Source organism: Dankookia sp. GCM10030260 (genome assembly GCF_042666655.1).
GTDB lineage: Bacteria > Pseudomonadota > Alphaproteobacteria > Acetobacterales > Acetobacteraceae > Paracraurococcus.
In genome coordinates, this window is record NZ_JBHTDE010000007.1 from 1 (window position 1) to 24,793 (window position 24,793).

Annotated in this window: 22 protein-coding genes and 1 tRNA gene; 9 read left to right on the forward strand and 14 right to left on the reverse strand. The window is 72.1% G+C overall.

Translation table 11 applies throughout. The annotated features are described in order from the left end of the window. The first annotated feature begins 50 nt into the window (after positions 1 to 50). Positions 51 to 127, forward strand: a tRNA-Met gene (locus ACFQS7_RS20350). 49 nt (positions 128 to 176) lie between these two features. Here ACFQS7_RS20350 and ACFQS7_RS20355 read toward each other — a convergent pair. The 3 genes from ACFQS7_RS20355 to ACFQS7_RS20365 are packed head-to-tail and all read right to left on the reverse strand — an operon-like array spanning position 177 to position 3,606. Next, on the reverse strand, positions 177 to 590 hold the full coding sequence (locus ACFQS7_RS20355) for an acyl-CoA thioesterase (RefSeq protein ID WP_380068963.1): 414 nt from the start codon (positions 588 to 590) through the stop codon (positions 177 to 179). Further along, positions 587 to 1,867, reverse strand: coding sequence for a thiolase family protein (locus tag ACFQS7_RS20360; protein ID WP_380068964.1), 1,281 nt, complete (start codon positions 1,865 to 1,867; stop codon positions 587 to 589). The genes ACFQS7_RS20355 and ACFQS7_RS20360 overlap by 4 nt, the downstream gene beginning before the upstream one ends. After that, complete coding sequence (locus ACFQS7_RS20365) at positions 1,864 to 3,606, reverse strand: AMP-binding protein (protein ID WP_380068965.1); 1,743 nt, start codon at positions 3,604 to 3,606, stop codon at positions 1,864 to 1,866. Before ACFQS7_RS20365 ends, ACFQS7_RS20360 begins: the two co-directional genes overlap by 4 nt. A 95-nt stretch (positions 3,607 to 3,701) precedes the next feature. On the opposite strand from ACFQS7_RS20365, the gene ACFQS7_RS20370 reads away from it, so the two are divergent. After that, the gene (locus tag ACFQS7_RS20370) at positions 3,702 to 4,535 is read left to right on the forward strand and encodes an alpha/beta fold hydrolase (RefSeq protein WP_380068966.1); all 834 of its coding nucleotides are present in this window, start codon (positions 3,702 to 3,704) and stop codon (positions 4,533 to 4,535) included. Between the two features lie 60 nt (positions 4,536 to 4,595). Further along, the gene (locus tag ACFQS7_RS20375; protein ID WP_380068967.1) at positions 4,596 to 6,194 is read left to right on the forward strand and encodes an ABC transporter substrate-binding protein; all 1,599 of its coding nucleotides are present in this window, start codon (positions 4,596 to 4,598) and stop codon (positions 6,192 to 6,194) included. 65 nt (positions 6,195 to 6,259) lie between these two features. Here the strand turns inward: ACFQS7_RS20375 and ACFQS7_RS20380 are convergent, their stop codons facing one another. From ACFQS7_RS20380 to pcaF, 5 genes are all read right to left on the reverse strand, one after another. After that, positions 6,260 to 7,063, reverse strand: a complete 804-nt coding sequence (locus ACFQS7_RS20380) for an enoyl-CoA hydratase (RefSeq protein WP_380068968.1) — start codon at positions 7,061 to 7,063, stop codon at positions 6,260 to 6,262. Positions 7,064 to 7,077: 14 nt separating this feature from the next. Beyond that, entirely contained in the window at positions 7,078 to 7,707 is a 630-nt protein-coding gene (gene upp, locus ACFQS7_RS20385) for a uracil phosphoribosyltransferase (RefSeq protein ID WP_380068969.1), read from the reverse strand. A 66-nt stretch (positions 7,708 to 7,773) separates the two neighbouring features. Next, a complete protein-coding gene (gene pcaB, locus ACFQS7_RS20390) occupies positions 7,774 to 9,117 on the reverse strand; it encodes a 3-carboxy-cis,cis-muconate cycloisomerase (protein WP_380068970.1) in 1,344 nt (447 codons plus the stop codon). Further along, entirely contained in the window at positions 9,117 to 10,268 is a 1,152-nt protein-coding gene (locus ACFQS7_RS20395; protein WP_380068971.1) for an alpha/beta fold hydrolase, read from the reverse strand. Before ACFQS7_RS20395 ends, pcaB begins: the two co-directional genes overlap by 1 nt. A gap of 172 nt (positions 10,269 to 10,440) precedes the next feature. Beyond that, on the reverse strand, positions 10,441 to 11,649 hold the full coding sequence (pcaF, locus tag ACFQS7_RS20400; RefSeq protein WP_380068972.1) for a 3-oxoadipyl-CoA thiolase: 1,209 nt from the start codon (positions 11,647 to 11,649) through the stop codon (positions 10,441 to 10,443). Positions 11,650 to 11,913: 264 nt separating this feature from the next. Here pcaF and ACFQS7_RS20405 point away from each other — a divergent pair, with 264 nt between their 5' ends. Further along, the gene (locus ACFQS7_RS20405; protein WP_380068973.1) at positions 11,914 to 12,615 is read left to right on the forward strand and encodes an EAL domain-containing protein; all 702 of its coding nucleotides are present in this window, start codon (positions 11,914 to 11,916) and stop codon (positions 12,613 to 12,615) included. On the opposite strand, the gene ACFQS7_RS20410 is transcribed toward ACFQS7_RS20405, so the two are convergent. The 5 genes from ACFQS7_RS20410 to ACFQS7_RS20430 form a co-directional block, all read right to left on the reverse strand. Then, a complete protein-coding gene (locus ACFQS7_RS20410; RefSeq protein WP_380068974.1) occupies positions 12,608 to 13,930 on the reverse strand; it encodes a TRAP transporter large permease in 1,323 nt (440 codons plus the stop codon). The genes ACFQS7_RS20405 and ACFQS7_RS20410 overlap by 8 nt on opposite strands. Continuing rightward, positions 13,930 to 14,424, reverse strand: coding sequence for a TRAP transporter small permease (locus ACFQS7_RS20415; protein ID WP_380068975.1), 495 nt, complete (start codon positions 14,422 to 14,424; stop codon positions 13,930 to 13,932). The genes ACFQS7_RS20410 and ACFQS7_RS20415 overlap by 1 nt, the downstream gene beginning before the upstream one ends. Further along, the gene (locus ACFQS7_RS20420) at positions 14,425 to 15,474 is read right to left on the reverse strand and encodes a TRAP transporter substrate-binding protein (protein ID WP_380068976.1); all 1,050 of its coding nucleotides are present in this window, start codon (positions 15,472 to 15,474) and stop codon (positions 14,425 to 14,427) included. It abuts the gene before it with no gap. Positions 15,475 to 15,549: 75 nt separating this feature from the next. Next, a complete protein-coding gene (locus ACFQS7_RS20425) occupies positions 15,550 to 16,170 on the reverse strand; it encodes a 2-dehydro-3-deoxy-6-phosphogalactonate aldolase (protein WP_380068977.1) in 621 nt (206 codons plus the stop codon). Beyond that, a complete protein-coding gene (locus ACFQS7_RS20430) occupies positions 16,161 to 17,051 on the reverse strand; it encodes a 2-dehydro-3-deoxygalactonokinase (RefSeq protein ID WP_380068978.1) in 891 nt (296 codons plus the stop codon). The genes ACFQS7_RS20425 and ACFQS7_RS20430 overlap by 10 nt, the downstream gene beginning before the upstream one ends. Positions 17,052 to 17,208: 157 nt before the next feature. On the opposite strand from ACFQS7_RS20430, the gene ACFQS7_RS20435 reads away from it, so the two are divergent. Beyond that, complete coding sequence (locus ACFQS7_RS20435; protein WP_380068979.1) at positions 17,209 to 18,375, forward strand: lactonase family protein; 1,167 nt, start codon at positions 17,209 to 17,211, stop codon at positions 18,373 to 18,375. A gap of 14 nt (positions 18,376 to 18,389) precedes the next feature. Here ACFQS7_RS20435 and ACFQS7_RS20440 read toward each other — a convergent pair whose 3' ends face one another. Continuing rightward, the gene (locus ACFQS7_RS20440; RefSeq protein ID WP_380068980.1) at positions 18,390 to 18,608 is read right to left on the reverse strand and encodes a hypothetical protein; all 219 of its coding nucleotides are present in this window, start codon (positions 18,606 to 18,608) and stop codon (positions 18,390 to 18,392) included. A 205-nt stretch (positions 18,609 to 18,813) separates the two neighbouring features. On the opposite strand from ACFQS7_RS20440, the gene ACFQS7_RS20445 reads away from it, so the two are divergent. From ACFQS7_RS20445 to ACFQS7_RS20460, 4 genes are all read left to right on the forward strand, one after another. Beyond that, positions 18,814 to 20,010, forward strand: a complete 1,197-nt coding sequence (locus tag ACFQS7_RS20445) for an LLM class flavin-dependent oxidoreductase (protein ID WP_380068981.1) — start codon at positions 18,814 to 18,816, stop codon at positions 20,008 to 20,010. Between the two features lie 221 nt (positions 20,011 to 20,231). Next, positions 20,232 to 21,548, forward strand: a complete 1,317-nt coding sequence (locus ACFQS7_RS20450) for an NtaA/DmoA family FMN-dependent monooxygenase (RefSeq protein ID WP_380068982.1) — start codon at positions 20,232 to 20,234, stop codon at positions 21,546 to 21,548. A 63-nt stretch (positions 21,549 to 21,611) separates the two neighbouring features. Beyond that, on the forward strand, positions 21,612 to 22,583 hold the full coding sequence (locus ACFQS7_RS20455) for a 2-hydroxyacid dehydrogenase (RefSeq protein ID WP_380068983.1): 972 nt from the start codon (positions 21,612 to 21,614) through the stop codon (positions 22,581 to 22,583). Positions 22,584 to 22,870: 287 nt separating this feature from the next. After that, entirely contained in the window at positions 22,871 to 24,727 is a 1,857-nt protein-coding gene (locus ACFQS7_RS20460; RefSeq protein WP_380068984.1) for an ABC transporter ATP-binding protein/permease, read from the forward strand. Positions 24,728 to 24,793 lie beyond the last annotated feature (66 nt).

Here is a 24,793-nt window from a genome sequence, read left to right on the forward strand (position 1 = left end):
CGGGCCACCCAGCCGGATCCTTGAACTCACCCGTCACACACACACACCACCGCGGGGTGGAGCAGCCCGGTAGCTCGTCAGGCTCATAACCTGAAGGTCACAGGTTCAAATCCTGTCCCCGCATCCAAAACTCATGACAAGCCGCCGACCCGACCGGGCCGGCGGCTTCGTCGTGTTCAGGCCGTGAACGCCGCAGCGATCGCCGCCGGCATCGCCACGGCGCGCAGCACGCCATCCACCTCGCGGCCCCAGATCCGCACCTGCTCGCCCTCTGCTGCCAGGCTTCCGTCGGGCAACAGGAAGCGATGCCCGACGCGAAAGCTGCGGCCGCCGAGGACGGGCGGCGAAACCTCGTGCGTCACCACCTGGCCGTAGCGCGCCGGCGCGCGGAAGCCGCAGCGCACATCCACCAGGGGCGCGCCGCGGAAATGCGGATCCTCCCGCTGCAGGGCGGCGAAGTCGACGCCCCGCGCCAGCGCCATCTCGGTGAAACCCTCATCCATCCAGCGGATGAAATTGGGATGGAAGACGATCCGCGCCGGGTCGCAATCCCCCCAATGCACAAGGATGCTGCGGCCGAAGAGGCTCAATCGACCTCCACCAGGACCGCCATGCCCTGGCCGCCGCCCGCGCAGGCGCCGGCGATGCCGCGCTTCAGCCCGCGCCGCTTCAATTCCATCATCACCGACAGCACGCAGCGCACCCCGGTCGCCGCCAGCGGGTGGCCGAAGGCGATGGCCCCGCCATTCACGTTGAAGCGTTCGCGCGGCACGCCCAGCGCCCGCCGAACCGCCTCGGCCTGGGCACCGAAGGCCTCGTTGATCTCGAACAGGTCGATATCGTCGACGCCCAGCCCAAGCTTGCGCAGCAGCGCGATCGCCGCCGGCACCGGCCCGATCCCCATCACCTCCGCCGGCACGCCGGCCGCGGCCGCCGCCACCACGCGCCCGAGCGCGGCATGGCCGCCCAGCCCGGCCGCCACCGCCCGCGTCGTCAGCACCACCGCCGCGGCGCCATCGACGATCGCGCTGCTGTTGCCGCCGGTCTGCACCCCGCCGAAGACCGGCTTCAGCTTGGCCAGCGCCTCCAGCGGGGTCGGCCGGATATGACTGTCCGCCGAGACCTCCGCCACCTTCCGCGGCAGCGACAGCTTGCGCGGCTTCAGCCCCTTGCCCTCGAACACAGCCTCCACGACCGGCGCGATCTCGGCGGCGAAGCGCCCGGCCGCCTGCGCGTCCAGCGCCCGGGCGAAGCTCTCCGCGGCGTAGGCATCCACTTCCTCGCGGGTGATGCCGTGCAGCTTCGACAGGTTCTCCGCCGTGCCGCCCATCGCGGTGGCGCAACCGGTGTCATACAGCGCCTCCCAGAGGAAATCCTTGAACTCCACCTGGCCGAGCCCGAAGCCGCCGCGCGAGGTATAGGAAGCGACCGGCGCCCGGCTCATGCTCTCGGTGCCGACGCAGAGCGCGGCCTCGACCTGGCCCGCGCTCGTCGCGCGCGCCCCTTGGGCGATCGCCTCGAACCCCGTGGTGCAGAGCCGCTGCACCCCATGCGCCGGCCGGTCGTCCGGCATGCCCGAATACAACCCGACATGGCGGGCGAAGAACAGGCTGTCGAAGCTGGCCTGGGTGCAGTTGCCGGCGACCGTCACGCCGATCCGCGCCGCATCGATCCCGGCCCACGCGATCGCCGCCCGCGCCGCATGGATGCCGAGGTCGGTCGGCGAGACCAGCGCCAGCGACCCGTTGAAATCGACGAAGGGCGTCCGCGCCCCGGCCACCAGCGTGGCATCGGCGAAGCGCTCGACCAGCGCCGCATCGGCATAGCGCGTCCAGTCCGGCGCGGCGGCGCTCAGGGCGACGTTCATGGCGTTATCACCTCCCGATCCTCGTTGTCGTACAGGCGCGCAAGCATGTCGGCCCGCCGCGCCTGGATCGCCCGCGCGTTCAGCGAGCCCTTGTCCGTCACCTCCCCCGCATCCAGCGAGGGCGGCTCCGCCAGCAGCATGGCACGCCCGACCCGGCGGGAGGAACCGCCCCCCGCCGCCGCGTTCATCGCCCGCAACGCCTGACGCACCGCGTCCTGGTCCACCCCGGACTCCGCCGGGAAGACCAGCAGCCCGACCTCGTCGCGGTCCGCCCCCACCACCACCACGTCCCGGACCAGTGCGCCGAGCGCCGCCAGCGCCCGCAGCCGCAACTCGGCCGCATTGATCCGCGTGCCGGAGGAGAGCTTGAAATCCTCCGCCAACCGGCCGTCGAAGCGCAGCCCCTGGTCCGGGTCGGCCGCATCGACCCAGGCCACCGCATCGCCGGTGCGGAAGAACCGTTCGGCGTCGAAGGCCGCCGCGGTCGCCTCCCCGTCGTCGAGATAGAAGGGGAAGACATTCGGCCCGCGCACCCGGATCTCGGTCTTGCCCTCGGCCGGGACCAGCTTGAGCTCGACCCCCGGCAGCGGCGTGCCGATGCCGCCCGGCGCGGCGTCCATCCGATGCGCGTTGGTCGCCGCGGGGGCCGTCTCGGTCAGCCCCCAGCCGGAGACCACCGGCACCGGCCGCGGCGCATGCCGCGCGGCCAGCGCCTGCATCCGGCGGAACTGCGCCTCGGGCAGCGCCGCGCCGGCGCTGAAGACCAGGCGCAGCCGGCTGAAGAAGGCCTCGGCCAGCGCCGCATCCGCTTCCAGCGCCGGCAGCAGCAGGGCGATGCCGCGCGGCACGTCGAAGTGTAGGGTCGGCGCGACGTCCCGCAGGTTGGCCAGGGTGCGGTCGAAGGCGCCCGGCATCGGCCGGCCCGCGTCGATCCACAGCGTGCCGCCGCCGCGCAGCACCAGATTGAGGTTCTGGCTGCCGCCGAAGACATGGCTCCAGGGCAGCCAGTCCAGCAGCACCGGCGGCTCGCGGTCGAGGAACGGCCAGGCCTGCGCCAGTTGCTGCTGGTTCGCCGCCAGCATCCGGTGGGTCGCCGGCACGCCCTTCGGCACGCCGGTCGAGCCCGAGGTGAAGAGGATCTTTGCCAGCCCGTCCGGATCGACGCCTTCGATCGCCGCAGGCGTCGCGGGTGTTGCCAGCAAGGCGTTCCACCCGGCGGCCGAGACCACCTCGATCCCCTGCGCCTCCTCCACCGTCAGGGCACGGGCGAAGGGGGCGGCATCCTCGGCGAAGAGCAACCCGGGGCGGAGCCTGCCGAGGATATGCCGCAGCTTGCCCAGGTCGCCGCTCTGCAGCGAGTAGGGCACCGAGACCGCGGTGCAGGGCACCCCCACCGCCTGCGCCGCATAGGCCAGCAGCGCATGCCGCACCGAATTGCCGGACAGCACCGCCAGCGGACGGCCCGGCCCCAGGCCGCGTGCCAGCAGCGCCGCACCGAGCGCCCGGATCTGCGCCGCCGCCTCGCCGAAGGTGACGCCCTGCCAGCCGCCATCCGGCCCGCGCTCCCGCAGGAAGGGCCGGGCCGGCGCCGCCCTTTCCCAGTGCCAGAGCCAGTCGGTGATCCGCGGCGCATGCGGCGCCAGGGGCTCGCGCGAGCGCAGCAGCCAGCCGCCGCCCGGCAGCGCGATCCGCTCCATCCGCACCGGCGCGAAGAGCGGCGCCTCACTCTGCCTGGTCATCCCGCGCATCCCCCGATGGCCTGCGGAGTGCCTGCCGTGGCATGACCCTGCAAGCCCCGCCATGGATATCCTCCACCGGGGCAGGGAGGCCAGGCATGAACGGGAAGGCGCCCGCGACGATGCGGCCCGGCGAGATCCGGCTGGCGGAAGGACGGCTCGAGACCGGCTGGTGGGGGCCGGGGCCCGCGGCGGCGCCGACCATCGTGCTGCTGCACGAAGGGCTCGGCAGCCTCGGCCTGTGGCGGGACTTCCCGCCGGCGCTGAGCGCGGCGACCGGCTGGGGCGTCTTCGCCTGGTCGCGCTTCGGCTATGGCGGGTCCGACCCCGTCGCCCTGCCGCGGCCGCTCGACTACCTGCGGCGCGAGGCGACCGAGGTGCTGCCGCGCGTGCTCGACGCGGCCGGGCTGCGGCGCGGCATCCTGTTCGGGCATTCCGACGGCGCCTCGATCGCCGCGATCCATGCTGGCGCCTGCCCCGATCCGCGGCTGCAGGGCCTGGTGCTGCTGGCGCCGCATGTCTTCGCCGAACCCATCGGGCTGGCCGGCGTCGCCGCGACGCGTGCGCGCTATGCGACCGGCGACCTGCGCGCCCGCCTGGCGCGGCACCACCGCCATGTCGATGTCGCCTTTGAGGGCTGGGCTGGCGCCTGGCTGGACCCCCGCTTTCCCGCCGCCTTCGACCTGCTGCCCGAGCTGCGGCGGATCCGCCTGCCGGTGCTGGCGATCCAGGGCGAGGCCGATGCCTATGGCACCGCGGAACAGCTGCACGCCATCGCGCGGGAAGCGCCGGGCCCGGTCGAGCGGCGGCTGCTGCCGGGCATCGGCCATGCCCCGCATGCCGAAGCCTCGGCAACCGTGCTGGCGGCGGTGCGCGATTTCCTCGCGCGGCTGCCGGGAGGGGGGAGTGACGCCGGCGCGGCGGCCGTCTAGCCTTCCGCCCAACGGGGAAGAGCCGGTCCCGCGCCCCATCAGGAGAGCGTCGTGACCCAAATGCAGAATTCGCGTGTGACCCGCCGTGCCGTGCTGGCCACGGCGGCGGCCGCCATCGCCGCGCCGCGGCTGTCCCTCGCCCAGGGCGCCCGGGTGATGCGGTTCATCCCGCAGATCGACCTGTCCACCATCGATCCGCATGGCAGCCTGGCCTATGTCACGCGCGGCCATAGCCAGATGGTCTTCGACACGCTCTATGGCCTGGACAGCAACTTCAAGCCGCATCCGCAGATGGTCGAGGGCCATGTCGTCGAGAACGACGGCAGGCTCTGGACCCTGACGCTGCGCCCCGGGCTGCTCTGGCACGACGGCGAGAAGGTGACGGCGCGCGATTGCGTCGCCTCCATCCGCCGCTGGTCGAAGCGCGACGCGCTGGGCGGGGCGCTGATGGCGGCGACCGAGGAGCTCTCCGCCCCCGACGACCGCCGCATCGTCTTCAGGCTGCGGAAGCCCTTCCCGCTGCTGCCGGAGGCGCTGGGCAAGGTCAGCTCGCCCATGCCGGCGATGATGCCGGAGCGGCTGGCGAATACCGACCCCTTCAAGCAGATGACCGAGATGGTCGGCAGCGGCCCCTTCCGCTTCCTGGCCAGCGAACGCGTCCCCGGCTCGCGCAACGTCTACGTCAAGTTCGACAAGTACGTCCCGCGCGGCGACGGCCGCGCCGATTGGCTGTCCGGCCCCAAGGTGGTGAATTTCGACCGGGTCGAATGGACCACCATCCCCGACGCCGCCACCAAGGTCGCTGCCGTCCTGCAGGGCGAGCAGGATTGGTGGGAGAATCCGACCCACGACCTGATCCCGCTGCTGCAGCGCGACCGCAAGGTGAAGATCGAGGTCATCAATCCGACCGGCTCGGTCAACATGATGCGGCTCAATCACCTGCAGGCGCCCTTCGACAAGCCGGAAGGGCGGCAGGCCCTGCTGTACGCCTTCAGCCAGACCGACTTCATGCAGGCGATCGTCGGCGACGACGCGGCGATGTACCATGTCCCGCATGGCGTCTTCTGCCCGAACACGCCGATGGCGAGCGAGGCGGGCCTCGAGCCGCTGAAGGGACCGCGCAATTACGACAAGGCGCGGCAGCTGCTGAAGCAGTCCGGCTATGCCGGGCAGAAGGTGGCGATGCTGGTCGCCACCGACTACGCCCAGTTCAAGGCGATCGGCGAGGTCGCGGCGGATGCCATGGCGAAGATCGGCATCAACGTCGACTTCGTCGCCACCGACTGGGGCACCATGCTGCAGCGGCGCAGCAACAAGGGGCCGCTGGAACAGGGCGGCTGGTCCTGCTTCAACACGGGCTGGGAGGGTGCCGACCAGATGGACCCGTCCAACCACTACGCCGCCCGCGGCAACGGCAACGATCCTTCCGCCTGGCCGGGCTGGTGCGTCGACCAGACGCTCGAGGACCTGCGCAACGCCTGGTTCGACGCGCCCGACCTGGCGGCCCAGCAGGTGATCTGCCGCGACCTGCAGGCGCGGGCGATGCAGGTGGTGCCGAGCGTGCCGGTCGGCCAGTACATCCAGCCGACCGCCTACCGCACCAACGTCACCGGCGTGTCGAAGGGCTTCCCGGTCTTCTGGGGCGTGAAGAAGACCTAGCTCGGCCGCCGACTTGCAGACATGAATGAGGAGGTCCGGGGGAGAATACCTTCTCCCCCGGCCTTTCAGACCGCGGTCTGCGCCTTCCCGCGCGCGATCGCCGCGGCGAGGCCGGCTTCGCGGGTACGGCGGAATTCCTCCGTCACATGTGCCAGCTGGTGCGTGTCGAAATGCGCGTTGATGGCGTCGCGGAAGCCCTGCATGTCGGCGGCGCGGTTGAGCGACCGCTTGGTCAGCTTGATGGCGAAGGGCGGGGCTGACGCGATATCCTCCGCCAGCCGCTGCGTCGCGGCGTCCAGCTCGGCGCGCGGCACGACGCGGTTGACCATGCCGAGGCGGAGCGCTTCCGCCGCCCCCATGCGGCGGCCGGTGAAGAGGAATTCCTTCGCCGCGCGCAGCCCCATGACGAAGGGATGCATCAGGACCTCCACCGCCGAGGCCGCCAGCGTCTTGCAGACCGGGTCGGCGAAGAAGGCATCCTCGGACGCCACGATCATGTCGCACATGTTGGCCACCATGAACCCGCCGGCGATGCAGGCGCCTTGGACGCAGGCGATGGTCGGCTTCGGGCAGTCCCAGATGCGCAAGGAGTATTCGAGGTAGCGGCGCTCCTCGTAGGCGTAGCGCTGCTCGACCGTGAAGCCCTGGCGTTTCTCCTGGCCTTCCTTCAGGTCGTGGCCGGCGGAGAAATGCTCGCCCTTGCCGGCGATGACGATGACGCGGATGTCGTCGTCGGCGGCGGCCTCGCGCAGCGCGGCGTCCAGCTCGTCGAGCAGCACGCTGCTCTCGGCGTTGCGCATCTCCGGCCGGTCGTGGAACAGCCAGGCGACGGCGCCGCGGCGCTCGACCGCGATCTGGGTATGGGCCATTGTCTTATCCTCCCCTACTTCGTGCCGAACATCCGGTCCCCCGCATCGCCCAGGCCGGGCACGATATAGCCATGCGCGTCGAGGTGGCTGTCGATCGCCGCGGTCCAGATCGGCACCTCCGGGTGCGAGCCGTGGACATGCGCGATGCCCTCGGGCGCCGCCAGCAGGCAGACCAGGCGCAGGTCGCGGCAGCCGCGTTCCTTCAGCCGGTCGATCGCGGCGACCGCGCTGTTGCCGGTGGCCAGCATCGGGTCGAGCACGATCACCAGGCGTTCGGCGACGTCGGGCGGCGCCTTGAAGTAGTACTCCACCGCCTGCAGCGTCCTCGGGTCGCGGTACAGGCCGATATGCGCGATGCGGGCACTCGGCACCAGTTCCAGCATCCCGTCGACGAAGCCGACGCCGGCGCGCAGGATGGGGGCGAAGACCAGCTTCTTCCCGGCCAGCTTCGGCGCCTGCATGCGGGTCAGCGGCGTCTCGATCTCGACGTCTTCCAGCTTCAGGTCGCGGGTGACCTCGTAGGCCAGCAGCATGCCGATCTCGTTCAGCAGCTGGCGGAAGCCCTTGGTGGTGCGCTCGGCCTCCCGCATCAGGGTCAGCTTGTGCTGCACCAGCGGGTGGTCGACGACGTGAACGTCCCTCATCGCGGGCCTTTCCTGCAGCGGGTCCTCACCCGCGATGGTGACGGAGCGGCAAGGCGGTGGGAAGGGTCAGGCGCGCGCGACCACGCGGTCGACGAAGGCTTCCGCCGCGCCCAGGTAGCCCGACGGGTCGGTCAGCCGCGCCACCTCGGCCGCAGTGAGCTTCCCGGCCACCTGCCGGTCGCGCAGCAGCGCCTCGGCCAGCGGGATGCCCTCGGCCAGCGCGACGTCGCAGGCGTGGTGGACCACGTGGTGTGCCTCGCCGCGGCCCATCACCGGGGCGAGGCCCATCATCACGGCTTCCGCCACGATCAGCCCGCCGGTGGAGTCCAGGTTCCGCCGCATCCGCGCCGCATCCACCGTCAGCCCCTCGGCCAGCACCCGGGCGCAGGCCAGCGCGCCATGCGCCAGGGTGAAGGCCTGGCCGACCGCCAGCGCCTCGGCCTGCCAGGGACCGGTGCCGCGTTCCTGGTCCTGCGCCATGGCGGCCAGCATCTGCGGCACCAGCGCGTGCACGCCGCGCGACTGCGCCACGATGTATTCGCAGGAGATCGGGTTGCGCTTCTGCGGCATGGTCGAGGACCCGCCGCGGCCCTCCTGGTGCGGCTCGGCGACCTCGGCGACCTCGGTCTGCATCAGCAGGATGACATCGGTCGCCAGCTTCGACAGCGCGCCGGTGACCAGGCCGAGGAAGGAGACGGCTTCCACGATCCCGTCCCGCGCCACGTGCCAGGGGATGTCCGGCACCGCGAGGCCGAGCTCCTTCGCCAGTTCCGCCTGCACCGCGAGGCCCTGGTCGCCGAGCGAGGCGAGGGTCCCGGCGGCGCCGCCGAACTGCACGCGCTCGACCCGCGGGCGGAGCTGCGCCAGCCGTTCGCGCATGGTGATCAGCGGCGAGAGCCAGACGGCCGCCTTGTAGCCGAAGGTCACCGGCAGCGCGTGCTGCAGATGGGTGCGCCCGGCCATCACCGTGGAGCGGTGCGCCTTCGCCATCCGTGCAAGGCCGGCGATCACCGCTTCCAGCTCCGCGCCGATCAGGTCCAGGCCGGCCTTGACCTGCAGCACCACGGCGCTGTCCATGATGTCCTGGGTGGTGGCGCCCCAATGGGTCCAGCGGCCGGCCTCGGCGCCGGCCAGGGCCGAGAGCTGCTTCACCAGCCCGACGACGGGATAGCCGGTGTTGCGCGTGGCCGCGGCCAGCGCCGGCAGGTCCAGCCGGTCCACCTCGGCCGCCGCCGTGATCGCCTGCGCCGCGGCCTCGGGGACGATGCCGAGCCGCGCCTGAGCGCGGGCGAGTGCCGCCTCGACCTCGAGCATGCGGGCGAGATAGGCGCGCTCCCCCATCACCGCGCGCATGGCGTCGGTGCCGTAGAGGGCGCCGAGGACGGGGCTGTCGGCCGGGTTGACGCTCATCAGGCTTGCATGTCCTTCAAGGTGTCCTTGGCGATGCGCAAGGCCGTGTTGGCGGAGGGCACGCCGGCATAGGCGGCGACCTGCAGCAGCACCTCGGCGATCTCCTCCGGCGTCACGCCGGTGTTCTGCGTGGCGCGGACATGCAGGCGGAATTCGTCGTGGTGGTGCAGCGCGGACAGGATGCCGAGGCAGAGCAGGCTGCGGTCGCGCACCGACAGTCCCGGCCGGGTCCAGACCCGGCCCCAGACGCCTTCCAGGATGAAGTCGCGGAAGGGGGCATCCATCGCCGTCAGCGCGGCCTCGGAGCGCGCGACATGCGCCTCGCCCAGGATGCGCTTCCGCATGACCATGCCGGCATCCGCCGCCGCGGCGGGCAGGGCGGTGACGCCGTCCAGGTGGTGCAGCACGGCGCGGGTCACCGCGTGCTGCTGCTCGAAATTCGGGATATGCGCGGCCTCGGCGATGGTGACCAGCGCGCTGCCGGGGATGGCGTCGCGAATGGCTTCGGCGGCCGAGAGCGGCGTCGATTGGTCGCGGTCGCCGACGATGATCGTGGTGGGGCAGGCGATCTTCCCGGCGACATCGGCCGCCGAGCAGTCGCGCAGCGCCGCGGCGCAGCCGAGCCAGCCGACCGGATCGGTGCCGAGCAGCATCCGCTTCAGCCCCTTCGAGGAAGCGAGCGAATGGTCCAGCACCCAGCGGCCCATGGTGGCATCCGCGACCGCCTTGATCCCGCCGCCAGTGACCAGGTCGATCCGCTCCTGCCAGTTCGCCGCGCCGCCGAATTCCAGCGCGGTGTCGCAGGGCAGCAGCGACAGCACCCGCCCCGGCGCCATGGCGGCGACCTGCAGCGCGATCCGCCCGCCGATCGAGACGCCGCCGACATGCGCCTCCGCGATGCCGAGGCTGTCGAGCAGCCCGAGCGCGTCCCGCGCCAGCATGGCCATGGTGTAGGGACCGGCCGGCGCCTCGGTCAGCCCATGGCCGCGCATGTCCATGCGGATGACGCGGTAGTGCTTCGCCAGGGCCGCCGCCTGCGGGTCCCACATCTGCAGGGTGGTGCCGAGCGAGTGCAGCAGCAGCACCGGCGGCGCCTGGGCCGGGCCTTCGATGGTGGCATGGATGACGATGTCGCCGACCTGGCAGAACATGGCGAAGCCTCCCGCGTTTCAGTGGCAGTGAGGGAAGGCCAGGGAGGAAGTATCCTCCCTGGACCCTCCTCTATTTCTGGGAGTCTGGCATTCGACGCGCGGCGAATGCCGACTCGGAAAAATAGATGAGGGGGTCCGGGGGAGAATACCTTCTCCCCCGGTCTTGCTTCCCTCAGACCCGCTCGATCACCATGGCGATGCCCTGGCCGACGCCGATGCACATGGTCGTCAGGGCGTAGCGCGCCTGGCGGTTCTGCAGCTCCTGCACCGCCGTCAGCACCAGCCGCGCGCCGGACATGCCGAGAGGGTGGCCGAGCGCGATGGCGCCGCCGTTCGGGTTCACGTGCTCGGCGTCGTCGGCCAGGCCGAGGTCGCGGGTGACCGCCAGCGCCTGTGCCGCGAAGGCCTCGTTCAGCTCGATGACGTCGATGTCGGACAGCTTGAGCCCGGCCTTCTCCAGCACCTTCCGCGTCGCCGGCGCCGGGCCGAAGCCCATGATGCGCGGCGCGACGCCGGCGGTCGCCGCCGCCACCATCCGCGCCCGCGGCGTCAGCCCGTACTTCTTCACCGCGGCTTCCGAGGCGATGACGATCGCCGCGGCGCCGTCGTTGACGCCGCTCGCGTTGCCGGCGGTGACGCTGCCGCCCTCGCGGCGGAACGGCGTCGGCAGCTTGGCCAGCGCCTCCAGCGTGGTGTCGGGGCGGGGATGCTCGTCCTGCTCGACGCGGATGGGGTCGCCCTTGCGGCGGGGGATCTCGACGGCGACGATCTCCTGCGCGAAGCGGCCGCTGGCCTGCGCGCGCCCGGCGCGCTGCTGGCTGCGATACGCGAAGGCGTCCTGGTCGGCGCGGCTGACCTGGAAGTCCTGCGCGACGTTCTCCGCCGTCTCCGGCATCGAATCGACGCCATGCGCCGACTTCATCTTCGGGTTGACGAAGCGCCAGCCGATCGTGGTGTCGTAGATCTCGGGCGAACGGCCGAAGGCCTCGGCCTGCTTGCCCTGGACATAGGGCGCGCGGGTCATGCTCTCGACCCCGCCGGCCAGCATCAGGTCGGCCTCGCCGGCCTTGATGGCGCGGCCGGCGATGCCGACGGCGTCCATGCCGGACCCGCAGAGGCGGTTGACGGTGCCGCCGGGGATGCTCGACGGCAGGCCGGCCAGCAGCAGGGCCATGCGGGCGACGTTGCGGTTGTCCTCGCCGGCCTGGTTGGCGCAGCCGTAGATCACGTCCTCCACCGCCTCCCAGTCGATGCCGGGGTTGCGCGCCATGAGCGTGCGCAGCGGGATGGCGCCGAGGTCGTCGGCGCGGACCGGGGCCAGGCCGCCGGCATAGCGGCCGATCGGGGTGCGGACGGCGTCGCAGATATAGGCCACGGCCATGGCGGCTTTCCTCCCTCTTTGGTTGGCGAGACTTGCCCCCGGGGGCGGCCGGGGTCAACGCCCGGCCGGGGATGGATGCCGTTGCCGCGAGGTCGGTTCGGCGAGGCCGCCGAATGCTTATCTACACCCTGCCAGCACCGGAACGGCTTCGATGCTATCATAACGAAAGTCGCAAGAATGACGGATGGACGTCCACCGCTGCCGTCCGGACCAGTCGCATGCGAGGGATGCGGCACCGGACATGGCCTGGGTTTCGCGCTCGCCATGGCCTTCCAGCCCATCGTCGATGCCGATCGCGGCGGCGCCACCCTGGCGCATGAGGCGCTGGTGCGGGGGCCGGACGGGCAGGGCGCCGGCTGGGTGCTCGACCAGGTCAGGCCCGAAGCGGTCTATGCCGCCGACAAGGCCTGCCGCATCGCCGCGATCGAGGAGGCGAGCCGGCTCGGCCTGCCCGCCACCGGCGCGAAGCTGTCGGTGAACATCCTGCCGAATGCGATCCTCGACCCGCTGACCTGCATGAAGTCGACCCTGGCCGCGGCGAAGCGGATCGGCTTCCCGACCGGGCTGCTCATCTTCGAGTTGAGCGAGCGCGAGAAGGTCGCCGACCCGCGCCACCTGCAATCCATCATCCAGACCTACCGGTCCATGGGCTTCACCCTGGCGATCGACGATTTCGGCGCCGGCAATGCCGGGCTGGCGCTGCTGGCCGACCTGCGGGTGGACATGGTGAAGCTCGACATGGAACTGGTCCACGGTTGCGACGCCGACCGCCCGCGCCGGGTGATCATCGCCAGCATGGTGCGGGCCTGCGCGGAGCTCGGCATCCAGGTCGTCGCCGAGGGGATCGAGACGGCGGCGGAATACGCCACGCTGCGCGGCATGGGCGTCGGGCTGTTCCAGGGCTACCTGTTCGCCCGGCCCGGCTTCCGGACGCTGCCGAGGGCCACCCTGCCGCCGCTCAACTGAGCAGCCGCACCAGCCAGAGGCTCAGCCCGGGGAAGGCGACGCACAGCGCCAGCCGCGCCAGGTCGGTCGCCAGGAAGGGCAGGACACCGCGATAGATGCGGGAGATCGGCACGTCGCGGGCCAGCGAGGAGACCACGAAGACGTTCAGCCCGATCGGCGGCGCGGTCAGCCCGATGCCGACCACCACCAGCACCAGGATGCCGAACCAGATCGCCGTCTCCTCGGTGGTCAGGCCGAAGTCGAGCGCGGTCACCACGGGGAAGAAGATCGGCAGGGTCAGCAGGATCATCGCCAGCTCGTCCATCACCGCGCCCAGCACGATGTAGGCGAGCAGCAGCACCGCCAGCACGCCGAACGGCGGCCAGCCCTGCTCGCCGATCCACAGCGCCAGCAGCTCCGGCGCCGAGGTCAGCGCGAGGAAGGCGTTGAACACCTCGGCGCCGAGCAGGATGACGAAGATCATCGCCGTGGTCTCGGCCGTCGCCCGCAGCGCCTCCAGCACCTGGCGCGGGCTCAGCGTGCCGCGCAGGCCGCCGACCGCAAGGGTCGCGATGCAGCCGATGGCGGCGCTCTCGGTGGGGGTGAAGACGCCGCCATAGATGCCGCCCACCACCACCACCGCGATCAGCAGCACGGGGACCACGTTGCGCATCGCCCGGCGCTTCGCCTCCGCGGTGACGCGGGCGGCCGCCGGCATCAGCGCCGGGCGCAGCCGGGCCAGGGCGGCGATCGTCAGGATGTAGAACAGCGTCGCCAGCAGGCCGGGGATCAGCGCCGCCATGAAGAGCCTGGCGATGTTCTGTTCCGTGCTGATGGCATAGACCACCAGGATGACGCTGGGCGGGATCAGGATGCCGAGCGTCCCGCCCACCGCGATGGTGCCGGTGGACAGGCCGGGATCGTAGCCGTAGCGCCGCAGCTCCGGCAGCGCGGCGCGGCCGAAGGTGGCGGTGGTCGCCACGCTGCTGCCGCAGACCGCGCCGAAGCAGGCGCAGGCGCCGATCACGCTCATCGCCATGCCGCCGGCGCGGTGGCCGACCAGCGCGTTGGCGGCGGTGAAGAGGTCGCGCGCCAGCCCGCCGCGCTCGGCGATCGCCCCCATCAGGATGAACAGCGGGATGACGGACAGCGTGTAGTTGGCGAAGAGGTGCCAGGGCGTCGTCTTCAGGTAGTTCAGCAGGGTCGCCAGGTCGACGATGTGAAGGTAGCCGCCGGCGCCGACCAGCAGCATGGCCAGCCCGACCGGGCAGCGCAGCGCGATCAGCCCGAGGAGTGCCGCGAAGCCGAGCGCCGCCTGGAGGATTTCCGGCGCCATCAGCCGCGGCCCCGCAAGAAGCGCAGCACCCAGTAGAGTGCCGCCAGCGCCGTCGCCGCGAAGGCCAGCGCGCCGAGCCCGATCGCCCACCAGGTCGGCAGGCCGAGCACCATGGTGGTGGTGCCGCTGCGCCAGGTCTCCCGCGCGCCGACGAACAGGCGTTCCGCCAGCACCGCGGCGACCGCCGCCCAGACCAGCATCCAGAAGGCGTCGACGACCTCGTTCACCCGCCGCGGCAGCCAGCCGGAAAAGCTGTCCACCAGGATGTTGCTGCGCATCGCCGTGCCATAGGCGAGGAAGCCCATCACCGAGAGGCCGGCGCCGAGCGAGACCAGCTCGAAGTCGCCGGGCACCGGCTGGCGGGTGATCCAGCGCTGCACGACGCTGTATGTCGTCAGCAGCGCTGTCGCCAGCAGCGTCGCACCGCCGGCCAAGGCGAGCCCGGTCGCCAGCCGCGCGACGGGGCCGCGCGGCGGCGCCGGGTCATCGGCCACTCAGGCGATACCGGCGCCGTGCCTGGCCACCAGCGCCCGGGCCTGGGCCAGCAGCGCGGCGCCGTCGAAGCCCTTCTCCCTGGACCCCGCCACCCAGGCCTCGACCACCGGGTTGGTCTTCTCGACCCAGCGGGCCTTCTCGGCCTCGGAGATGACGGTGATGGTATTGCCGCGCTTCCGCACATCGGCCTCGACCACCGGGCCGCGCTCGTCCCACGGCACGGCGGCCAGACGGGCGGCGGCGGCGCCGCTGTTGGCGTCCAGCACCGCGCGGAGCTCCGGTGCGAGGCCTTCGTACTTCGCCTTGTTCATCGCCAGGATGAAGGTGGCGATGTAGAGCGTCGGGCTGCCCGGGACCTCGGTGTGGAACTTCGCCATCTCCTGCAGGCGGATGCTCGGCACCACCTCCCACGGCACCACGGCGCCGTCGATGACGCCCTGGGTCATGGCCTCGGGGATCTGCGGCACAGGCATGCCGACCGGGGCGGCGCCCAAGGCGCGCAGTGCCTCCCCGTTCAGCCGCGAGGGGAAGCGCAGCTTCATCCCCGCCAGGTCCTCCATGGTGGTGACCTGGCGGCGGCTGTGGATCAGCCCCTCGCCATGGCCCCAGACACACAGCGGATGCACCTCGTGGAACTCGTCCCGCAGCGCGGCATCGGCGTAGTCCTGGATCGCCAGGCAGTTCACGATCGCCCGCTTGTGCGAGACGAAGGGCAGCTCGAAGACCTCGATCCTCGGGAAACGGCCGGGGGTATTGCCGGGCAGGGTCCAGACGATGTCGGCGACGCCGTCGCGCGCCTGATCGAAGAGCTGCGGCGGCGCGCCGCCGAGCTGCATCGCCGGGAAGATCTGGATCCGCAGCTTCCCCTGGCTCTCGGCCGCGACCTTCTGCGCCCAGGGCTGCAGGAAGAAGCGGTGGACATTGGAGACGGCCGGCAGGAAGTGGTGCAGCCGCAGCACCGTCTCCTGCGCCCGGGCGGAGCGGAGGGCGGGCAGGGCGAGGGCGGCGCCCAGGGACGTACCCAGGCCGAGGGCGGTACGACGTTGCATCTTGGTTGTTCCCTGGACGCGGGCGGTCATGCGTGGCCGCCTCGTTGCGCGGTATGGACGATCGGCCGGGCCGGTTCAACCGCCGTGCAGGGCTTCGACCAGCGCGCGGGCTCTGGCCGCGACGGCCGCCGCCGGATCGCCCGGCTTGTAGAGCGAGGAGCCGATCCCGAAGCCGGCAGCGCCCGCCGCGCGCCAGGGCCCGATCGTCTCGGCCGACATGCCGCCGACCGGCAGCACCGCGGTCCCCTTCGGCAGCACCGCCAGCAGCGAGCGCAGCACGGCCGGCGACGCCGCCTCGGCCGGGAACAGCTTCAGCGCATCGGCGCCGGCGGCGAGCAGCGCGAAGGCCTCGGTCGGCGTGAAGCAGCCGGGCGCCGCCAGCAGGCCGCGGGTCTTGGCGAAGCGGACCAGCTCGGCATCGGCATGCGGGGTCACCAGCAGCCGGCCGCCGGCCGCGGCGATCTCGCTGACCTGGGCCGCGGTCATCACCGTGCCGGCGCCGACCAGCGCGCGCCCGCCGAAATGCCGCGCCATGCGGCGGATGCTCTCGATCGGCTCGGGCGAGTTCAGCGGCACTTCCAGCACCACGATGCCGGCATCGACCAGCGCCTGGCCGACCGGCACCGCCTCATCGGGCGTCAGCCCGCGCAGGATGGCGACGAGCGGGCAGCGGGCAAGCCATTCTTTCAGGGCCATGGGATCGTCTCCGCGATCTGGGCAAGGCCGCGCGCCACGATGTCGTCCGGGTGGCGGCGGTAGGCGAGGCCGTGTTCGTCGAGCGCCAGCGCATAGGCCCGGGCCAGGGTTTCGCTGCCGGCGAGATGGATCGGCCCGGCCGGCCGCCCTTCGGCCAGCACCGCCTGGATCTCGTGCCCGATCAGCAGGCCGGACAGATAGCTGGCGGTGCCGGCCGCGGGCAGCCCGCCCAGCAGCCCCAGCGCGCGGGTGCCGAACAAGTGGTGCAGCAACCCGCCCGGCTCGCCGGCGCGGCGCACGCCGCGGCGGAAGGCGCCGTCGTCCTCCGGCCCGGGCTCGGCCAGCCGGCCGAGGATGGAGTGCTGCAGCAGCACGGCGCGGGTCTCGCCGGTCATCTGGGTGGCGAAGCCGGTGACCCGGCCGCCCGCCAGGCGCGCCCACTTGCTGTGTGTGCCGGGCAGGCAGGCCAGCGCCTCGGCCGCACCGAGCCCGGCCAGCAGGCCGACCAGCTTGGTCTCCTCGCCGCGCATCACGTCGGGCACCCCGCCGGCATCCTGCGCGGTCAGGCCGGGGACCAAGCGGCAGGCGGCGCCGGCGAAGTCCAGCGGGACCACGGCGGCGGCGATCTCGGCCGGGCCGGCGGGGCAGGGCAGGTAGGGCGCTTCGACCCAGCCCTGCCGGCTGCCGACCATGCCGCAGAGCAGGACGCGGGATTCGCCGGCCGCCAGCCAGGGGCCGATCGCGTCCCGCAGCGCCGCGGGGAAGCCGCCCGGCGGGATGCCGAGGATGCCGGCGGTGCGGTCGATGCGGTCGAGGACGCCGCCGCGGGCGTCCATGCGGTAGGCGCGGAAGGCGGTGGTGCCCCAGTCGATGCCGATCATGCGGCGCAGCCTAGCCGGGGAGGCGGCGGCTTGCACGGGCTGCCCCGGCATGCGCCGGGACGGCCGCATGCCGCCCAGCCCCGTAACAATCGCATCTGGACACCCCGCCCCCCACGCCCGACACTCGGCGGATAAATCGGGGGATTGGCCTCACGCCATGAAACATCTGCTGCTCGCCGGCGCCGCCGTGCTCGCTTTGGCCCTGCCGTCGCCGGGCGCCCAGGCGCAACTCCTGCTCTCGGCCAACGACAACAAGGTGGTGCTGGAGAACGGCGCGGTGAAAACCCTGCGGGAGCCGCAACCCGATACGCTCTCGGTGATCGACCTCTCGACCGGCACGCCGACGCTGCGGGCGGAGATCGCCGTGCCCGCCAGCGTGGTCGGCCCGCCGACCTCGGTCGCCATCACCCCCGACGAGAAGCTGGCCCTGGTCACCGCCAACACGCGACCCAACCCGGCCGAGCCGGGCAAGCTCATGCCCGGCAATAGCATGGCGGTCATCGACCTCGCCGCCACCCCGCCGCGCCTCCTCGCCACCCTGCCGACCGGGGCGGCGCCGGCCGGCGTCTCGATCAACCGGGCCGGGACGCTGGCCCTGGTGGCCAACCGGGCGGAGGGGACGGTCAGCGTCTTCCGCATCGCGCATGGCCAGGTGACGCCGGCCGCCAAGGTCGATATCGGCACCGTCGCCTCCGAGGTCAGCCATGTGGAATTCACCCCGGACGGCCGCTTCGCCCTGGTGACCCGCAACGGCGACCACATGCTGAACGTGCTGCAGGTGGAAGGCGACAAGGTCACCAAGCTGAACCGCGAGATCACCACCGGCGTCCGCCCCTACGGGCTGACGATCGCCCCCGACGGGCGCTGGGCGGTGGTCGCCAATATCGGCCGCGGCACCGGGGACGCGGACACCGTCAGCCTGGTCGACCTGACGAAGGAGCCCTTCCGCGTCGTCGACACCATCAGCGTCGGCCAGACGCCGGAAGGCATCGCGGCGAGCCCGGACGGCCGGCATGTCGCGGTCACGGTGATGAACGGGTCGAATAAGCCGGCGCACTCGCCCTTCGCCGGGCCTGGCCTGGTCAAGCTGCTGAAGGTCGAGGGGATGCGGCTCTCGGTGGTGTCCGAGGCCCGGGTCGGCAACTGGGCGCAGGGCGCCGCCTTCGCGCCGGACGGGCGGACACTGTTCGTCGGCAACATGACCGACCGCGACATCTCCGTCCTGAAGGTGGCCGAGGACGGCAGGCTTTCGGAGGGCGGGCCGCGGATCAAGGTGGCGGGCGGCTCGGCCGCGCTGCGGGTGGCGCAGCGGGCAGCGCGGTAGCCCCCTCCGACGCCTCAGGCGCCGCGCGGCGCCTGCAGCGAGGCCGCGGCCAGGATCGCCGCGGCGGCACCCATCGGCAGGCCGGCATCCTCGCGGAGCCGCGGCTCGACCTGGCGGAGCACCGCCGCCTGGCGCCGCTGCCGCAGCCAGCGGCGCACCCGCATGGCAAGCGCCGCGCCGGGGGCGGGCCCGGACGCAGGGAGGCTGGCGCAGTCGGTGACCGCGATGCGCATGCGGGTCGCTCCTTGAGACGGGCGTTCGGGCGGTGCCGGCGGCGCCTTCCGTGACGGAACCATGGCGGGCCGAGGCAACCGCGCCGGTGCGCCGGCGCACGCCGCCGGCGCGGTGGCTTGGTCGGTCGTCCGGTTGACCGACCCCGGGGGAATTCCCTAGCCTGCTAACGGAAACACCATACCGCTCCAGGAAAGGCACCTCCCCATGGCCCATGCCGGCTTGCGCTTCGGCATCTTCCTCGCCCCCTTCCATCGGGTCGGCGACAACCCGACCCTGGCGCTGGGCCGCGACCTGGAACTGATCTCCTGGCTCGACAGCCTGGGCTACGACGAGGCCTGGATCGGCGAGCACCATTCGGCCGGCTGGGAGATCATCGCCTCGCCGGAGATCTTCATCGGTGCCGCGGCGGAGCGCACCAAGCACATCATGCTCGGGTCGGGCGTGACCTCGCTGCCCTACCACCACCCCTTCCTGGTGGCGCAGCGCTTCGTCCAGCTCGACCACATGACGCGCGGCCGCGCCATGCTGGGCTGCGGCCCCGGCGCGCTGGTGTCCGACGCCTACATGATGGGCATCAAGGCCGAGGACCAGCGGCGCATGATGGACGAGAGCCTCGACGCCATCACCCGGCTGCTGGCGTGCCAGGAGCCGGTGACGATGAAGACCGACTGGTTCGAGCTGAACCAGGCCCGCCTGCACCTGGCGCCCTACACCTACCCGCATTTCCCGATCGCGGTGGCCTCGGCCACCACGCCGTCCGGCGTGCTGGCGGCCGGCAAGTACGGCCTGGGGCTGCTCTCGCTCGGCGCCGGGCTGCCCGGCGGCAATGCCAAGCTGGCCGACTACTGGCGGCAAGGCGAGGCCGAGGCCGAGAAGCACGGCAAGCAGTTCAAGCGCGACGGCTGGCGCCTGGTCATCAACATGCACTGCGCCGAGGAGGACGAGCGCGCCTTCCGCGACGTGGCGCGCGGCGAGCGGATCGAGACGCTGTCCTACTTCTCCGAAACCCTGGGCCGGCCGCCGATGCGCAGCGAGAACCCGCTGGGCGACGGGCTGAAGGCCGGCACCACGCTGGTCGGCAGCCCGGAGACCATCATCAAGGGCATCGAGCGGCTGCTGGAATACACCGAGGGCGGTGCCGGCGGCGTGCTGTTCCGCGCGCATGAATGGGCCAACCGCGAGGACACCATGCGCAGCTTCGAGCTGTTTGCCCGCTGGGTCATGCCGCATTTCCAGAATTCGCTGACCATGCCGGCGGCCAGCCGCGAATGGTGCAGCGAGAACCGCAGCGGCATCTTCGGGCCGAGCATGAACGCGCTGCGCAAGGCCTTCGTCGATGCCGGGCAGGAGGTGCCCGACCACATGCGGATGCGGCTGCACACCGGGAAGGTGGATCTGTAAGGCAAGGCCGGGGAGGGGAACGCACTCCCTCCGCGTTGGACGCATGCGTCCAACCCCACTTTGCCTCTCCGCGGGTTTGCACCGCCGCGCGGCATGTGCCAGGCCCGGAAGGATAGAGGCGGGGCCAGGGAGGATACCTCCTCCCCGGCCTTGCTGCCTCCGGCCCGCGCGCTGGCACGCCTGATGCTAGGCTCGGCGCTTCCACGGCACGGAGCGGATCGATGGCCAAACCCTTCCATCTCGGCTGGTTCCTGCAGGGCTCCTCGGTCCAGGCCTGGGGCGAGCCCTGGACCGGCGCCATCGGCCGCGACTGGATGCGGCCCGACCTGTTCTGCGACATGGCCCGCCACCTGGAGGCCGCCTGCTTCGACTACATCCTGATCGAGGACAGCAGCTATGTCGGCGAAAGTTACGGCGGCTCGACCGAGGTCTACCTGAAGCATGGCCTCGCGGTGCCGCGGCAGGACCCGGCGATCATCGCGACCCTGATGGCCGCGGCCACCAAGCGGATCGGCATCGTGCCGACCTTCGCCACCTTCACCCACCCGCCCTACCTGCTGGCGCGGATGGTGGCCTCGCTCGACCAGGTCTCGGCCGGGCGGATCGGCTGGAACATGGTGACCGGCAGCTCCGACGTCGCCGCGCGCAACTACGGCCTGCCGGCGCTGCCGGAGCACGACCTGCGCTACGACATGGCCGACGAGTACATGCAGGTGGTCAACGGGCTCTGGGACAGCTGGGAGCCGGGCGCCATCCTCGCCGATGCCGAGAGCGGCGTGCTGGTCGACCCGACCCGCGTCCATGCGGTGGACTTCGAGGGCCGCTGGTACCGCACCCATGGGCCGCTGAACTCCGGCCCCTGCCCGCAGGGACGGCCGGTGATCGCCCAGGCAGGCGGCAGCCCGCGCGGCCGGCATTTCGCCGCCCGGCATGCCGACACCATCGTCGCCAGCCTGAAGGGCACCACGGCGATGAAGTCTTACCGCGACGACGTCCGCGCCCGCGCCGCGGCGGCCGGGCGCGACCCGGACCATGTGAAGGTGCTGTACCTGGTCAATCCCTGCCTCGGCGAGACCATGGAGGAAGCCCGGGCGCGGCTGGCGGCGCGCCAGGCGCGGGCCGAGGCCGCGGTGCCGCAGTTGCTCGCCTTCTTCGGCAAGATCACCAACATCGACTTCTCGAGGTTCGACCTCGACGCGCCGGTGGACAGCCTTGAACTGCGCACCAACGGCCACCAGCAGTCGCTCGACGACTTCAAGCGGGTGGCGGGGAAGCGGTCGCTGCGCGAGGCGATGCTGAGCTACCGCGGCTCCTCCGGCTCGGTCGAGCTGGTCGGCACGCCGGATGCGGTGGCCGGGCAGATGGCCGAGGCGATGCAGGAGGTCGGCGGCGACGGCTTCCTGATCTCGATGGGCGATGTCAGCCGCCGCACCGTGGCCGAGGTGGCGGACGGGCTGGTGCCGGCGCTGCAGCGGCGCGGCCTGGCGCGGCGCGCCTATGGCCATGCGCAGTTCCGCGACAACCTGCTGGAGTATTGAGCGGGGCTTGCCGGCCGGCGCGCCGCCGGCCACACCCGGGGGGCAGTCCAGGAGGAAACGACAATGGCCCCGCGTATCCTGATGATGGAGAACCCGCTCAGCGCGAACGAGATCGCGCGCGAACTGGCGCCCGCCGGCATGGAGCTGGTGGTGGCGCCGCTCGGCAGCCCGGAATTCGAGGCCGCCCTGCCCGGCGCCGACTTCCTGGTCGGCTTCGGCAACCGCGCGGTGGATGCAGGATTCTACCAGCGGGCGCCCAAGCTGAAGCTCATGCAGCTGCTCTCGGCCGGCTACGACACGGTGGACATCGAGGCGGCGCGCGGCGCCGGCATCCCCGTCTGCAACAACGGCGGCGCCAATTCCACCGCGGTGTCCGAGCACGCCATCCTGCTGATGATGGCGGTCGCCCGCCGGCTGGTCTGGCAGCATGAGAGCGTCGCCGCCGGCCGCTGGCGCGGCAACGACCTGGCCGGCACCAAGCTGTACGAATTGCGCGACAAGACCTTGGGCATCGTCGGTCTCGGCGCCATCGGCAAGAAGGTGGCGCGGCTGGCCAATGCCTTCGGCATGACGGTGCACTACTACGACATCCGCCGCGTGTCGGAAGCCGAGGAGGACGCGCTGCATGTCCGCTTCAAGCTGCTCGGCGAGATCCTGCGCAATGCCGACATCGTCTCGCTGCACGTGCCGCTCTCGGCGGCGTCGCGGCACATGATCGGCGCGGCGGAACTCGCCCGGATGAAGCCCACGGCCTACCTCATCAACACCTGCCGCGGCCCGGTGGTGGATGAGGTCGCGCTGACCGCGGCCCTGACCGACGGCACCATCGCCGGCGCCGGCCTCGACGTCTTCGATAACGAACCGCCGCCGGCCGACAACCCGCTGTTCCGGCTGAAGAACGTGGTGCTGACGCCGCATTTCGCCGGCCCCACCTGGGACAACCAGCAGGCCCGCTTCCGCAACGCCTTCGACAATTGCCAGCGGGTGGCGCGGGGCGAGAAGCCCTTGTGGGTGATCCCCGAACTGGCCAGCTGACCGCCGGCCGGCGCGCGTCCCGGCCCGGGCGCGCGCCAGGATCGCGGGGCCGGGCGGCCCCATGCGCCGTCCCTCCCGCCGGGCCTTTCCCGCCGATCGCGTGCCGCCCGGCACAGCCTTGCCGCCACCCGACCTGCCAGGGTCCAGCCCGGCAGGAATGCCACACTTGCCCTGGTCTCGCCTTATTTGCCCCGATTACGCCAAGATTTTGCCCTAATTCCTTTGCCCGATCACGCGTATTTGTATACTGCCTCCCATTCCAGGACAACCGTCAGGGGAGCGCCTCGTTGCACGACCTTCCGCACCAGCCGCGCAGCCGACCCCGCCGGGGCCCCCTGGCCAGCACCTTCCGCCTCGCCCGCGGCTGGTACGGCTCGGGCGAGCGCCGCCTCGCCTGGGGCCTGACCGGCCTCGTCCTGCTGATGACGCTGGCGCAGATCGCCACCGCGCTCGGCGTCAATGCCTGGACCGGCGGCTTCTTCGGCGCGCTCGAACGCCGCGACCAGGCCGCCATGGGCATGCAGGCCTGGCACTTCGCCGGGCTGGTCGGCTTCACCATGGCGCTCGGCGTGGCCCAGCTCTGGGCGCGGCAGATGCTGGCGCTGTCCTGGCGGCGCTGGCTGGTGCAGCACCTGCAGGGACGCTGGGCGCGGGATGCCCGCAACTACCGCATGGGCCTGCTGCCCGGTGCCGCCGACAACCCCGACCAGCGGATCAGCGAGAATACCCGCTGGGCCACCGCGGTCTCGGTCGACCTCGCCTGCAGCCTGATCTATGCCGGCCTCAACCTGGTGTCCTTCCTCGGCCTGCTCTGGACACTCTCGGCCGCCGTGCCGGTGGCCGGCATCCTGCTGCCGGGCGGCATGCTGGGCCTTGCCGTGCTGTATGCCGCCGTCGGCACGCTGGCGGCCTGGTGGCTCGGCCGGCCGCTGATCGGCATCCATATCGACCGCCAGACCGCCGAATCCGACCACCGCTTCGCCCTCATCCGGCTGCGCGAGAATGCCGAGGCGGTGGCGCTGATCGGCGGCGGCGAGGACGAGGCGCGCGGGCTCGATGCCAGCTTCGCCAGCGTCGTCGGCGTCATGCGGCGGATGCTGCGGCAGGAACGGCACCTGATGTGGCTCGGCTCCGGCTACGGCATGGTCGCCGCCACCCTGCCGCTGCTGCTGGCCGGGCCCGCCTTCTTCGCCGGCGCGATCGGCCTCGGCGTCCTGGTCCAGCTCGGCCAGGCCTTCGCCGAGGTGGTCAAGGCGCTGTCCTGGCTGCAGGAGCACTGGCCGCAGATCGCCGACTGGCGCAGCCATGTCGAGCGCCTGATGGCGCTGGAGGACAGCCTCGAGGCCGCGGCGACGCTCGGCCGGGAGGGCGGGATCGTGGTGGAGGACGGCGCCGGGTCGCTGGTGTTCGACCGCGTGACCCTGCACGCCCCGGACGGCCGCGTGCTGGTGGACGGCGCCAGCGCGGCGATCCTTGCCGGGGAGCGGGTGCTGATCCAGGGCGGCAGCGGGTCCGGCAAGTCCACCCTGTTCCGTGCCGCCGCCGGGCTCTGGCCCTGGGGCGAGGGCCGCATCCGCATGCCCGACCCGGCCGCCACCATGCTGCTGCCGCAGCGCCCCTATCTGCCGCTCGGCACGCTGCGCGAGGCGGTCTGCTACCCGGCGCCGCCCGGCCGCTTCACGGATGCGGCGATCGGCGCGGCGCTGGCCCGCTGCGGGCTGGCCGGGCTGGCCGGGCGGCTGGCCGAGGCCGGGCGCTGGGACCGCACGCTCAGCCTCGGCGAGCAGCAGCGGCTCGGCTTCGCCCGGCTGCTGCTGCACAAGCCCGCCTGGGTGCTGCTGGACGAGGCGACCTCGGCGCTGGACGAGGCGGCGGAGGCCCTGGTGATGGGGCTGTTCGAGCAGGAGCTGGCCGGGGCGGCGCTGGTCTCGATCGGCCACCGGCCAGGCCTGGCGCAATGGCACGACCGGGTGCTGCGGCTCGAAGGCGGGCGCCTGCAGGCTGCCGGACTGCCGAAGCTGCCGGCGCGGGGGCGGGTGCGCGTCGCCCATGCGCACGCCGTCCCAGGTGAGCGGCACGGCGAACGGATCGCGGCGCGAGCGGAGCGCGGACGTGGCGCCGGGCTCTGGCAGCCAGTGGGCTGACGGCATTCTGCCGAATGTGTTGCAAAACGCCTGATATGAATGGAAATAGGGTCATCAAACTCGCTG